16 protein-coding genes (1 of these 16 only partly in view) are annotated in these 13,305 nt (G+C 42.0%); 9 read left to right on the top strand and 7 right to left on the bottom strand.

Translation table 11 applies throughout. The features are described from left to right. Positions 1-5: 5 nt before the first annotated feature. Positions 6-1,013: an NAD(P)H-dependent glycerol-3-phosphate dehydrogenase gene (locus A0128_RS01875; RefSeq protein WP_069605976.1), complete on the bottom strand. Its 1,008-nt coding sequence runs from the start codon at positions 1,011-1,013 to the stop codon at positions 6-8. 129 nt (positions 1,014-1,142) lie between these two features. Here A0128_RS01875 and A0128_RS01870 point away from each other — a divergent pair, with 129 nt between their 5' ends. The 5 genes from A0128_RS01870 (at position 1,143) to recG (ending at position 6,208) form a co-directional block, all read left to right on the top strand. Further along, positions 1,143-1,832, top strand: coding sequence for a hypothetical protein (locus A0128_RS01870; RefSeq protein WP_069605975.1), 690 nt, complete (start codon positions 1,143-1,145; stop codon positions 1,830-1,832). A gap of 114 nt (positions 1,833-1,946) precedes the next feature. Continuing rightward, complete coding sequence (locus A0128_RS01865; RefSeq protein ID WP_069605974.1) at positions 1,947-2,948, top strand: metallophosphoesterase family protein; 1,002 nt, start codon at positions 1,947-1,949, stop codon at positions 2,946-2,948. A 2-nt stretch (positions 2,949-2,950) separates the two neighbouring features. Further along, on the top strand, positions 2,951-3,628 hold the full coding sequence (locus A0128_RS01860) for a hypothetical protein (protein ID WP_069605973.1): 678 nt from the start codon (positions 2,951-2,953) through the stop codon (positions 3,626-3,628). Beyond that, a complete protein-coding gene (locus tag A0128_RS01855; protein ID WP_069605972.1) occupies positions 3,625-4,047 on the top strand; it encodes a hypothetical protein in 423 nt (140 codons plus the stop codon). Before A0128_RS01860 ends, A0128_RS01855 begins: the two co-directional genes overlap by 4 nt. Further along, complete coding sequence (gene recG, locus A0128_RS01850) at positions 4,028-6,208, top strand: ATP-dependent DNA helicase RecG (protein ID WP_069605971.1); 2,181 nt, start codon at positions 4,028-4,030, stop codon at positions 6,206-6,208. The genes A0128_RS01855 and recG overlap by 20 nt, the downstream gene beginning before the upstream one ends. 46 nt (positions 6,209-6,254) lie before the next feature. Here recG and A0128_RS01845 read toward each other — a convergent pair whose 3' ends face one another. Beyond that, complete coding sequence (locus A0128_RS01845; RefSeq protein WP_069609043.1) at positions 6,255-6,602, bottom strand: TIGR04452 family lipoprotein; 348 nt, start codon at positions 6,600-6,602, stop codon at positions 6,255-6,257. Between the two features lie 97 nt (positions 6,603-6,699). On the opposite strand from A0128_RS01845, the gene A0128_RS22415 reads away from it, so the two are divergent. Beyond that, positions 6,700-6,825, top strand: a complete 126-nt coding sequence (locus A0128_RS22415; RefSeq protein WP_282433210.1) for a hypothetical protein — start codon at positions 6,700-6,702, stop codon at positions 6,823-6,825. A gap of 161 nt (positions 6,826-6,986) precedes the next feature. After that, positions 6,987-7,739, top strand: coding sequence for a M15 family metallopeptidase (locus A0128_RS01840; RefSeq protein ID WP_069605970.1), 753 nt, complete (start codon positions 6,987-6,989; stop codon positions 7,737-7,739). Here A0128_RS01840 and galE read toward each other — a convergent pair whose 3' ends face one another. Both galE and lpxA read right to left on the bottom strand, forming a co-directional pair. Beyond that, positions 7,740-8,711, bottom strand: a complete 972-nt coding sequence (gene galE, locus A0128_RS01835) for a UDP-glucose 4-epimerase GalE (RefSeq protein WP_069605969.1) — start codon at positions 8,709-8,711, stop codon at positions 7,740-7,742. Next, on the bottom strand, positions 8,708-9,487 hold the full coding sequence (gene lpxA, locus A0128_RS01830; RefSeq protein ID WP_069605968.1) for an acyl-ACP--UDP-N-acetylglucosamine O-acyltransferase: 780 nt from the start codon (positions 9,485-9,487) through the stop codon (positions 8,708-8,710). The genes galE and lpxA overlap by 4 nt, the downstream gene beginning before the upstream one ends. Before the next feature lie 148 nt (positions 9,488-9,635). Here lpxA and A0128_RS01825 point away from each other — a divergent pair, with 148 nt between their 5' ends. Together A0128_RS01825 and A0128_RS01820 are read left to right on the top strand one after the other, a co-directional pair. Further along, positions 9,636-9,986 carry an Hpt domain-containing protein gene (locus A0128_RS01825; protein WP_069605967.1) on the top strand — a complete coding sequence of 117 codons (351 nt, stop codon included), beginning with the start codon at positions 9,636-9,638 and terminating at the stop codon, positions 9,984-9,986. A 119-nt stretch (positions 9,987-10,105) separates the two neighbouring features. Next, positions 10,106-10,951 carry an ankyrin repeat domain-containing protein gene (locus tag A0128_RS01820; protein ID WP_069605966.1) on the top strand — a complete coding sequence of 282 codons (846 nt, stop codon included), beginning with the start codon at positions 10,106-10,108 and terminating at the stop codon, positions 10,949-10,951. Between the two features lie 243 nt (positions 10,952-11,194). Here the strand turns inward: A0128_RS01820 and A0128_RS01815 are convergent, their stop codons facing one another. The 3 genes from A0128_RS01815 to folK all read right to left on the bottom strand — a co-directional run. After that, on the bottom strand, positions 11,195-12,337 hold the full coding sequence (locus A0128_RS01815) for an N-acetylneuraminate synthase family protein (RefSeq protein ID WP_069605965.1): 1,143 nt from the start codon (positions 12,335-12,337) through the stop codon (positions 11,195-11,197). A gap of 72 nt (positions 12,338-12,409) precedes the next feature. Then, on the bottom strand, positions 12,410-13,207 hold the full coding sequence (gene panB, locus A0128_RS01810) for a 3-methyl-2-oxobutanoate hydroxymethyltransferase (RefSeq protein ID WP_069605964.1): 798 nt from the start codon (positions 13,205-13,207) through the stop codon (positions 12,410-12,412). Beyond that, positions 13,191-13,305, bottom strand: partial view of a 2-amino-4-hydroxy-6-hydroxymethyldihydropteridine diphosphokinase gene (folK, locus tag A0128_RS01805; protein WP_069605963.1) — the end only. 335 nt of this gene lie beyond the right edge of the window; only the last 115 of its 450 coding nucleotides appear in the window; the start codon falls outside the window, past its right edge; the stop codon is at positions 13,191-13,193. The genes panB and folK overlap by 17 nt, the downstream gene beginning before the upstream one ends.

Here is a 13,305-nt window from a genome sequence, read left to right as displayed (position 1 = left end):
GTAAATCAGACTGAAACGCCTTCTCTTTTTAAATCGCGCTTCATAAGGTCTTTCACAACTTCTTTCGGATTCTTACCTTCGTAAAGCATTTTATAGACTTCGTTCGTGATCGCCATTTCTATGCCTAACTTCTGAGAAAGTTCATAGGCGCTCTGAGTGGTCTTTACTCCTTCAGCGACTTCGTTCATGCTGGAAAGAATTTGTTCCAACGTTTCTCCTTTTCCTAAACGAAAACCAACCGTCCGATTTCGAGATTGTTCTCCGCAACAAGTGAGAATCAAATCTCCCATTCCCGAAGGTCCGAGAAAAGTCATCGGATCCGCTCCCAGTTTCAAGCCGATCTTTGTGATCTCGTTCAAACCTCTCGTGATCAACGCGGCTCGAGTGTTTTGTCCAAAGCCAAGACCGTCGCTCACTCCCGCGGCCAAAGCGATTACGTTTTTCAAAGAACCTCCGACCTCAACACCGACGACGTCCGGAGTCCAATAGGTTCTAAAATATAAGAAGCTAAATATTTCCTGAACTTTTCGCGCGGTCGCTTCGTTCTTGGAAGCGATGCTCACGATCGTTGGAACTTTTTGTATGATTTCTTTCGCGAAAGAAGGCCCTGAAAGATAAGAAAGATAGGCGTGATATTTACCTGGCAGTTCCGATTCGAAAATCTCCGAAACAAGACGCAAGGTTCCGTTTTCGATTCCCTTACTCGCGGAAACGATAGGAACTTTTTCCGGAAGATATTCTTTAATTTCGCGTAAAATTTCCGTAAGAGCGTGCGAAGGCGGAGAAGATACGATCATATCTTTTCCTTGAACGACCGCTTTAAGATCCTTACTCGCTACTAATTTTTCGGGAAGAACAAACGTCGGAAGGTGTTTGTTATTGATATGATCGCGGTTGATACTTTCAACCTGAGAATCGCTTCTACACCAGAGTGTGACATCGTAACCTTTATCAGCCAGTAAACTTCCTAAGGCAGTACCAAAACTTCCCGATCCGATGACTCCGATTTTCATGAAAGCTCCTCAATGAGAATATCAAGTAGAAAAAAATTCTTTCTCCGATTGGTTCTAAAGAATCATTCCCGACTTGGAATCAATAATTTAGTTTACTCTTCTTTACCCGCAAACTATTTTTGATCTCCCATGCTCAATTTGAGGAAACTCATAGGCTTCAACCCTCTCGATCTTTTTACCGGATTTTCTTTGGAAAAAGAAAGCCAAAAGAGCAATTATAAAATTACGCTCAAACTCCATTCTCTGAATAAAATTTTAAAAAAGAAAATCTTAGAATCCCAAGATCAACTGGAATCCCTTGAATTCGATTCCGGAAACGGAGTTCTCATTTTAACCGGACACTTTTCGATCAAAGGATTGTTCTGGTCGAAATTCTTAAAAACGGATTCCGTCGACTACAACGTTACTCTCACTCCCGTTCGTGTCGTTCAGAATCAAGTCCGTCTTCAGATTCAATCCTTTCGCCTCTTTAGCCATACTCCTCGAAAGCTCGATCCGATTCGGATCTTTTCGAAAATTTTTCAGTTTCATAGAAGACTGATTTTAGAAACGATCGTAGAAGAAATTCCGGAGATTCTTAGAGTCACAGGCGTTCGTAACATAATCACGGTCAACATGGATACCTTCCTTTCCGAAATTCCGGACCTCGCGGGAAAAATTACGATCCAAAAGGTCATACCCGAAAAGGGTAACGTCTTCTTGTTTGTTAAGTCAGGAACGATTCTTAAACCGCTTTTGGATTTTTTTGGTCCCGAATACATACGAATCGAACCTATTTCCGAAAATGAGGATTCCCTTCTTCTCCTGTGGAGAGACTAATCATTAGAAAGGTTGGACATTTCACAACCTGTTCCTAAACTGAGTGTACCGGGTTCTCTTTTTGTTAAGAGACTGTAGCGAAAAAGAGACGGTACAATCTCTGGATCGATAGAAATGAAAATCATTTACCTGACAGATATCCACGACGGTCTTCGCGGCTTGAAGGAAATTCTTCAGCAAACAACCGCCGATCTATATCTCTTCTCCGGAGACATCATCTACAAAGCTTTTTTTAGTACGGATAGAATCATAGAATTCTGTACGATTCAAGAAGAGATGTATCGTATCTCTAAGGATCAAAAAGAAGAGATCAATGCTTACGATTATGCTACACGAGCGATCCGTTTTCCCGAAAAATATCCGGCGGCCATCGTAGAAAAATCCAAAGAATACAGAACTCTCTTTCATCAAGCCGCAAAGACGATGAAAGAAAAATACGAACTCATCGAAATCATCATTCAAAAATATTCCACGGCTCCGGTCAGAGTCCTTCCCGGTAATTACGATATCGATCTCCAGTACAGCGCGCTTTATGAAAGAGACATTCATAGAAAGACGTTCGAACAAGACGGTTATAAATTTGCAGGTTACGGTGGAGCCCCGATTCTTACTTCGGGAATTCCTGAAAAATTAGCCGTAAAATTTCACGAATACAATCGAAACGGAAAAAGCTACAGCGAACCCGAAGATTTTTTCAAAGAAGAACAACCGGACGTCGTTGTGATCCACAACCCTCCTTACGGCTTTTTGGATAAGATTCCGAATTACGGTAATGTTGGTTCTCAAGGAATAAGAAGATATCTCGACGACTATTCTCCTGCTCTGGTTGTTTCCGGTCACGTTCACGAAGACCAAGGCATCGTAAAAAAAGGAAAAACCGTATTCTTAAATCCTTCCAATTTTGGAGCCGTTGATTCGGTCTTCGGTTTTCAACCGGGGGGATTTTACTCGGAAATATTTTTAGAAAATGGGCTTGTAGAAACCGTTAAATTGAATAGACTGGTGGACCACAAAATTCGCCTGTTAATGGAAGTAGATTGTAGAGGGAATTCTCCCGCGGTTAAGTTTGTAAGTCAGGATTCGGAGGTGTCGGCGGAAGATTTTGTGAGAATCTAAACATGACAATCCCAGCTTTTAAAAATTATCCCACCATTCAAAAATTTACCGGCCTCAAACGGTATTTCCGTTCTCACGAAACACATATCTCCAGAGAAAGAATCGAAGACTTTAAAAAATTCTCCAAGTTAATCAATTATGGAGGAGACATCGTCGCCTTTGATATCTTAGGTTCGCTTAACTTCGGTCAGGCTACCGCGGAATCGGATACTGATATTGTGATGTACACTCGATGCGAAAATGCAAAGATGGGCGAGTGTGGAATGGAGGACTGTTATAAGATCGCGTTGTTCAAACATTTATTTATGAATCTTGTGACGTACGAACACAATACGAACGCTTATAAATTGGAAATCGTGGATTGTATCAATCTCAATCAACTGGAAGCCGACATTCGAGCCGGAAAATCGGATTCTGAATTGGTAATACGATTTTGTTTTTATCGTTCTATTTGCAGGGGCGTAAATCGAAAACTTTTAAGAGCGTATGAAAAAGAAATCGGAGAAAATATTCCTCTCAGCGAATCCCTTGCCGAGTCGATCGAAAACTGTTTTAACGGAATAGTCCAAACCTCTCAACACACATATTCGTTTCATAAATATTCGCATCGATTGCAGGATAAAGGAATCGGCCTTCCTCCGGGAATGGCGGCGAAAATTAAGGATTACTTAAAACAATGACAGGCTTTTTGACCGTTATGCTCTGTTTGGGAGTCGCCGCGATTTTTTTTCATCTTCTCTATTCCGTGGATACAAAACGAATCGACAAAGCGGAGAAAAAGCGGGATCAGGAAAACGGAGTTTCAAGAGAATACGGAGATCCGAAAAAAGTCTACGGAAAAAATTGGGATCCGAATCTTCCCAAACCGAGAATTTGTCCTGTCTGTGGTAAATACTTGCAAAAAACTGAATATTTATACGCCATCATTTCCGAACCTCCTTCTCCCGGAATCAAAAGACACGCTCGAATCTACGGTTGCAGATATTGTTATCTCGGCTTAAGCGAAGAAACGCCTGAAGAAAAACAGAACACGGATTCTCAAATTCAAGACCCGGAGTGGACTCCGACACAAATAAAGGATGAAGAACTCGGTCTCTAAATCGGAAAATACAAACGGAACATCGGCGCTTCTTTCCCCGGTAACCGTGATCAAAGGAATCGGACCTTCGAAGGCGGGCGCCCTCGCGTCCATAGGCATTTTTACTCTTCAAGATTTATTGAATTTTTTTCCGAGAAGATATCTGGATAGAAATCTTACGGACAACGTACTTTTAAAAGCGGGAGAAAGTGTTACTCTCATTTTGGAAGTTGTAGATGCCTATCTCGCGCACGGAAAAAAATCCAGACTTGTCGTCGGCGCTAAGACCAGAAACAACGAAAGGATCTCTTTGGTTTTTTTCCGCGGAGTCAATTTCTTTCAAAGAATTTTTCAACCGGGAACTACACTCGTAGCGACGGGAAAGTTGGAATTCTTCCGAGGTTTTCAACTCATTCATCCGGATTACGAAATTCTAACAAGCGCGATCAAACCGACTTATACGGTAAGCTCTTCATCTTCCAAAAAGAAAGAGGTCCCAAAGGAAGCGGAAGAAGAACCGGAAGAACTTCCCGAAATGATTCACGCGGGTCGTATTATTCCTTTGTATCCTTCCGGAGAAGCCTTAAAATCGGAAGGATTGGATTCGAGAGGATTCCGAAAAATTCTATATCTTGCATTAGAAAAATTGAAAGATAGAATTCCGGAAATTCTTCCCAAACAAATCGTTCAAAAAAGAGATCTTGTCCCAAGGGAAGAAGCTTATCGGGAAATTCATTTTCCAACCGACGAAAGCGCTTTAGAGAAAGCTAGATACAGACTCAAATACGAAGAATTGTTTTATTTCAATCTTCTTATCGAACACAAAAAAAAGGAACGAGAGAAGATCAAACGAGTTCTCTGGCCTCTGCCGAATTCAAAAACGGCATTAACCGTTCGTAAAAATCTTCCGTTTCAGCTGACCGAAGATCAAGAAACTGCAATTCAAAAAATTCTTGAATTAACAGTAAAGGAACAGCCGGCGGCGGTCTTGTTACAAGGAGACGTCGGTTCCGGGAAAACGTTAGTCGCTCTTTTGACCGCTCTTCGTTATCTGGACAATCAGATTCAAGTTTGTATGGTCGCGCCTACTGAAATTCTCGCGAGACAACACTATCAGACCATTCTCGGATTTTTAGGAAACATGCCTTTTCTCGGAATCGAACTTCTTGTCGGAAAGGAACCCAAGAAAAATCGTTATGAAAAACTTTATCGAATCAAAAAGGGGGACACGTTATTTGTCATTGGAACCCACAGCGTTTTTTCGGAAGACGTAGAATTCTTAGATCTCGGTCTTGTAATCATAGACGAACAACACAAATTCGGCGTGGACCAAAGAGAAGCGCTTCGCTCCAAAGGAAAGAATCCGGACATTCTCGCGATGACAGCGACTCCGATTCCTCGAACTCTTTGCCTCACTCTTTACGGCGATTTAGATTTACTTACGATCAAATCCAAACCGAAGGGAAGAATGCCGATTCAGACAAAATGGTTTCAAGAAGATAGAAGAGACGGCGTTTACAAATCCATTCGCAAATACGTTTCCTCCGGAAGACAGTGTTATATCGTTTATCCGCTCGTGGAAGAATCGGAAAAAGTAGATCTCAAGTCCTGTATCGAAGCCTACGAACAACTCAAACACGAAATTTTTCCCGATTTTCAAGTAGGACTCGTTCACGGTAAGATGGATACGGAGGAAAAAGATCGAGTGATGAAAGAATTCTCTAAAAATAGAATCCAGATCCTCGTATCCACAACCGTTATCGAAGTTGGAATCGACGTTCCGAATTCTACCGTAATGATGATCGAACACGCCGATCGATTCGGGATCTCGCAACTTCATCAGCTCAGAGGCCGCGTCGGACGCGGTGATCAGGAAAGTTTTTGTATTCTGATGACGGATTCTAAAGTTACTGACGATGCGAGAGTGAGACTCGACGCGATGGTAAACTTATCGGACGGATTCGCGTTATCCGAAATCGACCTTCAACTGCGCGGCCCCGGAGAATTACTGGGAGTTCGTCAAAGCGGTCTTCCCGATTTTAGAATCGCAGATCTCAGAGAAGATTCTAAACTTATAGAACTCACAAGAGAAGACGCTACTTTATTTGGAAATCCCGGAGACTTGGAAAAGGAAGAAATTCGTGGTAGGTTCAGCGAAGGAAGATTGTTATTTTCAAACTAATGTATGACAGACGATCTGAGATCGCCTGTCATAAAAAAATTTACTTTTAGTAAACATACCAGAGAACATACTCTCTCGGTTCTAAGTTACAATTGAATCCACCGACATTGATGGTCAGAACGTTTATCAAAAGTGCAGAGCTTGCACAATTATCTACGTCCACCTTTTTGTAGTAACGATCCTCGTCCACTTTTGCCAACTGAGGAGCGATAATCGCGATGACTGCAGTAGAATCCGGAACCGCAACCGCGCCAATCAACGCACTCGTAAGAATTTGATTCTTTGCTTCGCTTCCGGAAATCGTATCCGGAATGGTAAAGCCGATCGTATCAAAAAGGTAACAATTCGTAAGCAGCAGAAACGGAATCAAGGAAGTGATGAACCACTTTTTCATTGGAAAGATTCTCCCTGAATTTTTTTTCCTAAAAACCATGTCCTAACTTATAAGCATAGCGTTTTCCAGAATGAACAACCGACAAATCGAAAGGACAATGGGGAAACTGACAAAGTTTTTGGTCGGAACCCCGGCGAAACGAGCTTCAGTTTTTAAAAATGAAAATCAAGGAGGTTCCAAACAGAACTCAAGAGAAGCTCAATCCATAGGAGTTCCTACATAAAAAGTTCGGATTCCAAAGAACGAGAGTCAGACTTGCAAAATCTGGACGGAACTCCGCCGAAGATCCACGACAAATCCGTAACTTCAAGGCCGGATTTTGCCTTCCTTTCCCTTTAAAAACCCATTGCAGAGAAGTCCAAATTTTTCATTCTGACACCAGCTATGAAAATTCTGATTTCCATCTTTGCAATCTTGGTTTTACAGAGTCCTTTGTTTTCTCAAACGGGAAATCTTCCGGGTGTTTCCAACGAATCCTATGTCCTTGGAGACTTTAAACCGGAATCCGCCCTGGTCGCCTATTCCAATCCGGGAGAATCTCGAATTCATTATCTGAGAAAAGAAGCCTTAGAAAAACTCTTAGAACTCTTTCAATCGTATCAAAGGGAAAATCCGGAAGAAAAGCAAAAACCATTTCTTGTATCCGCCTTTCGTTCTTTCAAAGATCAAAAAGGAATCTGGGAAGAAAAATATACAGGCAAGAGAAAAATGAGGGCGTCGATTCAAGGGAAAACTCCGAAAGAAATCATTTCTCTAATCTTAGAATTCTCCAGCGCCCCCGGAACTTCCAGACATCACTGGGGGACCGACATAGATCTGAACGCATTAGAAAATTCTTATTTTGAAAAAGGTGGAAAGGGAGAAAAGTTTTATATCTGGATGCAAAAGAACGCAAAACGTTTCGGATTTTGCCAACCTTATTCATCCAAAAATTCTCGTGGAAACAAAGGTTATAACGAAGAAAAATGGCATTGGTCTTACGCACCGATTTCAAACAAACTCCAAGAAGAATGGGTTCGTCTCTTCAAAGAAGGGAAAATTCAGTTTAAAGGAAAATTTTCAGGAGGAGAATTTTTAGAAACTCTCCCCTTGGAATACGTAACATCCGTCAATTCAGAATGTAGATCGATCCGGTAATCAAGCCGGATTTTGATAAACGTCCCACATCGTTTTGAGAAGAGTTTTCGCGTCGCTGTATTCAGGAATCCACTTTAATAATTGTTTTGCGACGCCGGAAGAAGCCAACAACTCCGCCGGATCCCCCGCTCTTCTTCCTGAAATTCTATGAGCGATCGGTCTTCCGACCACTTCTTCCGCGAGACGAATCATTTCTAAAACGGAATATCCGTTTTCAGATCCTAAATTGACCGTAAGAGATTTCTTTTCAGAATCCAAATATTCAAGACTCAAAACGTGAGCTTTCGCAAGATCACTCACGTGAATATAATCTCGTATACAACTTCCATCCGGTGTTTCATAATCGGTTCCGAAAACCTCGAAATCTTTTCTCATTCCGGAAGCGGCTTCCATAATGATCGGAAGAAGATTTGCAGGAGTTCTTTCCAATCCCCGCACTCTTCCCTTTGGATCGTAACCGGCTGCATTAAAATAACGTAATGCTGCAAACTTAAATCCTTTTAAAGAATCAAACCACTTCAGATTTTCTTCGATCGCTAATTTCGTATAACCGTAGTAATTTTCCGGATGAAGAGGATGTTTTTCATCGATAGGAAGATATTTCGGAGCTCCGTAAACTGCCGCCGAGGAAGAAAAAATAAATTTCTTTGTCCCCGCCTTTTCCATAAACGTAAGAAGTTTTATCGTTCCGTTTATATTGTTCAGAGCGTATTTGGAAGGATCGGTCATGGATTCCCCTGCCGCCTTCCAGGCCGCAAAGTGAAAAACCGCGTCGACCGGTTTGGAAAATGCCTTTTCCAAAACATTCTCGTCTTGAACATTTCCTTGAATCAGTTCAACGCCGGGAAACAAGTTTGCCTTGTTTCCCTTTTCTAAATTGTCTACGATCAAAAGATCATGCTTCTTTTCGAGAAGAAGCGCTACTACGTGACTTCCGATATATCCGGCACCGCCCGTGACTAAAATTCTCACCTGTGATCCGTAACTCCCCGATCGCTATCTTTAAAGAACTTTATAATATACTTAACTGGTTCGATAAGATTTCCGGAAGCTTCCAACTCCTCCAGAGCCTTCTTGGTCGTGAGCTTCGAATGATAAATCACTTTGTAGGCGTGTTTGATCGCATTTCTAACTTCCGGAGAAAAACCGGCGCGTTTCATTCCTACACTATTCAATCCGACGACCGTGCTCGGATTTCCATCCACTGTAGAATACGGAGGAACGTCCTGAACCACTTTTGCCAGACCCGCGACCATCGCATAATCGCCTACGAAACAAAACTGATGCACGGCCGCTAAACCGGAGATAAAAGCAAAACTTCCAAGAGTAACGTGCCCGGCCAACACGCAGCCATGGGTAAGAATATTACTATCGCCTAAAATACAATCATGACCGACGTGAGAATTCCCCATAAAATAATTTTTGTTACCGATTACGGTTGGAGAATCTTCCTTAGTTCCTTTGTGAATGTTTGCATATTCTCTAAATATGTTGTGATCGCCTATGATTGTTTTTGTCAGGAGCTGTTGATTGAAACCCAGATCCTGCGGCATCACTCCGATGACCGCTCCTTGATGAAAACGGTTGAATTTTCCGATTTCACTACCGGCACAAATTTTAACGTGATTTTCAATCACGGTTCCTTCTTGGATGGAAACATGTCCTTCTATGATGGAATAAGGACCGACCTCTACGGATTCGTGTAATTCCGCTCTCGAGTCGATAATCGCAGTCGGATGAATTTTCATTTAGACCTCACTTCGGTTCTAAAATACAAAAATCGACTCGGCTTTTTTATTCAAGCTTTTAAAAGATGCCTTGAACTGATGAATCTTTTGTTGAAAAGTAGCTTGCCGAATCTTAAAAAAATCGGATATTTGGAACGAGGTTGTAACCATGCTTGTAGACTGGAACAGACTGGATTCTCTGAAACAGGGAGACGACGAAGAAGAAGCCGCTTGGCTCAAAGAAATGGTGGAATCCTTACTTTCCAACATGGAAATTCGTATTAAGAACATCGTTCGTTTTACGGAAGAAAAAAAAGAATCCGATCTTCAGGCCGAACTACATCAAACCAAAGGTGTTTCCGCTAACTTTGGATTGGAAGACCTGAGAGCCCTTGTAACGGATGCCGAACAAAAATTAAAATCCGGAGATTCCGGCTCTTCTTTTGACTTAAGTCTCAAAACTCCGGCGACTTGGGAATCAACAAAAGAAGAATTAAAGAAGAAGTTTGGAATCACCTAAAACACACTTCACTGATAGATTCTCAATCATTTAAGAATTTGATTCTATAATGATTACGATTACTTTTCCATAAGAATCTTTTATCAAAGATGCATTCCATTTGAGTACGTGAAAAATTTATGAAAAACATAATTTTGTTAAGTTTTGTTCTGATCGCTTTTTACAATTGTAGTCTCGATACAAAAATCATTCAGGCAACGAAAGAGAAGAACGTAGAAAAAGTAAAATCCTTGATTGCAAAAGGCGAAAACGTCAACGCCGTCGGCGAATGTTACAACGCTTTAAGTATCGCGGTTTTTGATGATAATATGGAGCTCATAGAACTTCTTCTTTCCAGCGGCTCCAATCCGAATGTGCGAAATTACGAATGTGTTAGAAGATTACCTCATATCGGCAAGTTTCCGATTGGAAGAGACACAGCTCTTGCTTATTCAAAAAACTTAGAAAGCACAAAAGCTCTAATGGAAGCCGGAGCCGACCCGAATATTTTAGATATAGATGGGAATTCCCCATTATACAAAGCTATTATCAAAGGGCTTCCGGATATCGTAGAATATCTAATAGCCCACGGCGCAAACGTAAACTTATTCACAAAAGAAGGAAAAAATCTTCATTTGAATGCGATAAATCTTATTCAAAAGTCGAAACCGAATGAATCCGAAAAAATTCTAAAATTACTTGTTGCCGCCGATGCGAAAGATTTCGACTTTAACTCGGTAAAAACCGATACAACCGTTCACGATACGTATCTTCACAAAATCTGTAAATCTACGACAAAAATGGATAGAAACATCGCGGAAGCTGTCACGAACAATCCCTCTCGTTTTTCCCAGCTGACCTTTTGTACGGCCGAAAGAGCGTTTTCACATTATAGCGAATTCCATTGGACCGACAACGATCAAAATATGATGCACTGGTATATCAAAAGACTCAAAGACACAAAACCGGTCGCTCCGATTAAATAAAAATATTCTAATATTCGAATGCGTGAGCGGGTCGAAAGGCGCGTAAGCGTCCTCGAAGAGGACGAGCGGGAATCCGCGAGCCTGTAGACACGCGACTCGAGCGAAAGCGAAGAGGCACGCCCAAAGAAGAATGCCCTGAGAATTCGATCTGCGAAGTCTCAATAAAAAAGGCGACCTGGAAGATTCCAAGATCGCCTTTCTAATAAGTAAAAATTTTGCGGTCTTTGTAAGATCGTTTTTTACTTACTTTCCGGATTTTCTTTTTATAAAATATGAATCCACGTCATCCGTAATCGGACGAATCGTTTCTTCGTATTTTAAAATCGATTGTACGGCTTTCTCATAGATGCTCATGAGAAGCGCCTGCGCCGCGTCGCACATCTGTTCCTTTCTAAATTCTTCCACGTGAAGGGTTTCCGTAATGGATCCGTCCGGATTGAACGGAAGAGAAGCCAGAAGATTGGAAATCACGATCTTATCGTCTCCCGCAACATGAGAAGGATCGTAGATGACCGGAAGAATCGTCTGATTTTTTACGTGGGTGATCACGTTCAAGTCCGGAGTATTTCTGCAATATCCTTCCTTGATAAAAAGAGTTTTGACTCCTCTTTCACAAAGAACTATATTCAAATTTCCTTGATTAGCGATGTATTCCGCAGCCGAGAACCATTCCACAGCTTCGTTTCCAAAGCCGCGTTTGAGAATCACAGGTTTTCCAGTTCTTCCCACCGCTTCCAAAAGTTCAAAGTCCTGCGCGTTTCTAGTTCCGATCTGAATCATGTCCGCGTGTTTTGCAACTTCTTCGGCCATCGTATGATCCATCACTTCGGTTACATAAGGAAGACCTGTTTCAGCCTTCACCTTATCCATCATCGCGATTCCTTCCCAACCAAGTCCTCTCCAGTCGGTCGGACGAGTACGAGGTTTAAAAGCTCCGCCTCTAAAGATGATTCTATCTAAGATGTTGTATTTTTTACCAAGCTCTACGGCTTGTTTGGCGATCGTCAGAGTCTGTTCATAGGTTTGTGGAGAATCCGGTCCTACGATAAAGATATGTTTTCCGGTTCCGAACTTACGAACTAGTCCATCCGGACCTTTGACTTCTACGATTCTTGTTTCTCTGTGAACCACTTCTCCGTTTTTGCCGGCCGCGGTCTTTGCGATGTTTTTATATGGAATGGACACGTTCCAGATTTTTGCGACCCCGGGGAGTTCTTTGACATAGCCTTCTTTTTCGGAAACTTTGCGTGTGTCTCCTATGAAATGAATCGTGTCCGATACCGCCGCGCCACGAATGATCTCGGTTTGATTCCCGCATTCTTTTGCCAGTTCTTTGATGATGGCCTCTGTTTCTGGATGACCTTTTTCTAACTCAACTATGTCCACACTTCACTCCGAACGGGATCTTCTCCCTTTGTTATACAAGCTTCTATTGTTCCGATTATCGTCAAGAATTCATCAGAAACTGTGATCTTTCCCCGGAAACTCTCCGGATTTTACTTCTCTATGATAATTTCCCACTGCGTCCTTTACGATCGAATGTAGATTGGAAAACTTCTTTAAAAACTTGGGCTGAAAACTTGCATCCGTTCCGAGCAAATCGTTCAAGACAAGTACTTGTCCGTCGCAATCAGGGCCTGCACCGATCCCGATGGTCGGAGCTACGATGGATTCACTGACTTTTTTTCCCAATTCCGCCGGAATCATTTCCAAGACCATAGAAAAGGCACCGGATGAAGAAAGCGCTTCGGCTTCCTTCAGAAGTTTCGTACTCGATTCTTCTCCCTTTCCCTGAATCTTATGACCTCCGAAAACGTGAACGCTCTGCGGAGTCAAACCCAGATGGCCCATCACGGGAATCCCGATTTGTTTCAGGATGGCGACTAACTCGCAAATAAAATCGGATCCACCTTCTATTTTGACTGCGTCGCAGTCGGTTTCTTTCATCATTTTTCCGGCGGAGCGAATCCCGTCTTCAATCGAAGTCTGATAACTCAAGAACGGAAGATCAGCGACGATGAATTTTTCAGGAGCGCCCCTTCGAACCGCTTTGGTATGATAGATCATTTCTTCCAGGGTTACGGGAAGAGTGCTCGTATTTCCCTGAAAAACCATTCCCAAAGAATCTCCGACGAGGATCGAATCCACTTCGGTTTCATTGAGAATCTTTGCGAAACTATAATCGTAACAGGTAACTACGGAAATTTTTTCTTTTCCCTTTTTCTCAGGAGAAAAAACCTTAAGCACGTTTCTCATATTCGCCTCCCGTAAAATGTTCATACAAAGAACTTTCACCCATGGATTCTAAAATTTCTCTTATAAAAGGACGTGTATAAAGGGAATGATGCGGAAGA

This window comes from Leptospira tipperaryensis (assembly GCF_001729245.1).
Lineage (GTDB): Bacteria > Spirochaetota > Leptospiria > Leptospirales > Leptospiraceae > Leptospira > Leptospira tipperaryensis.
The sequence above is the reverse complement of the archived record's forward strand: the minus strand, read 5'-3'. Positions and strand labels throughout refer to the sequence as shown.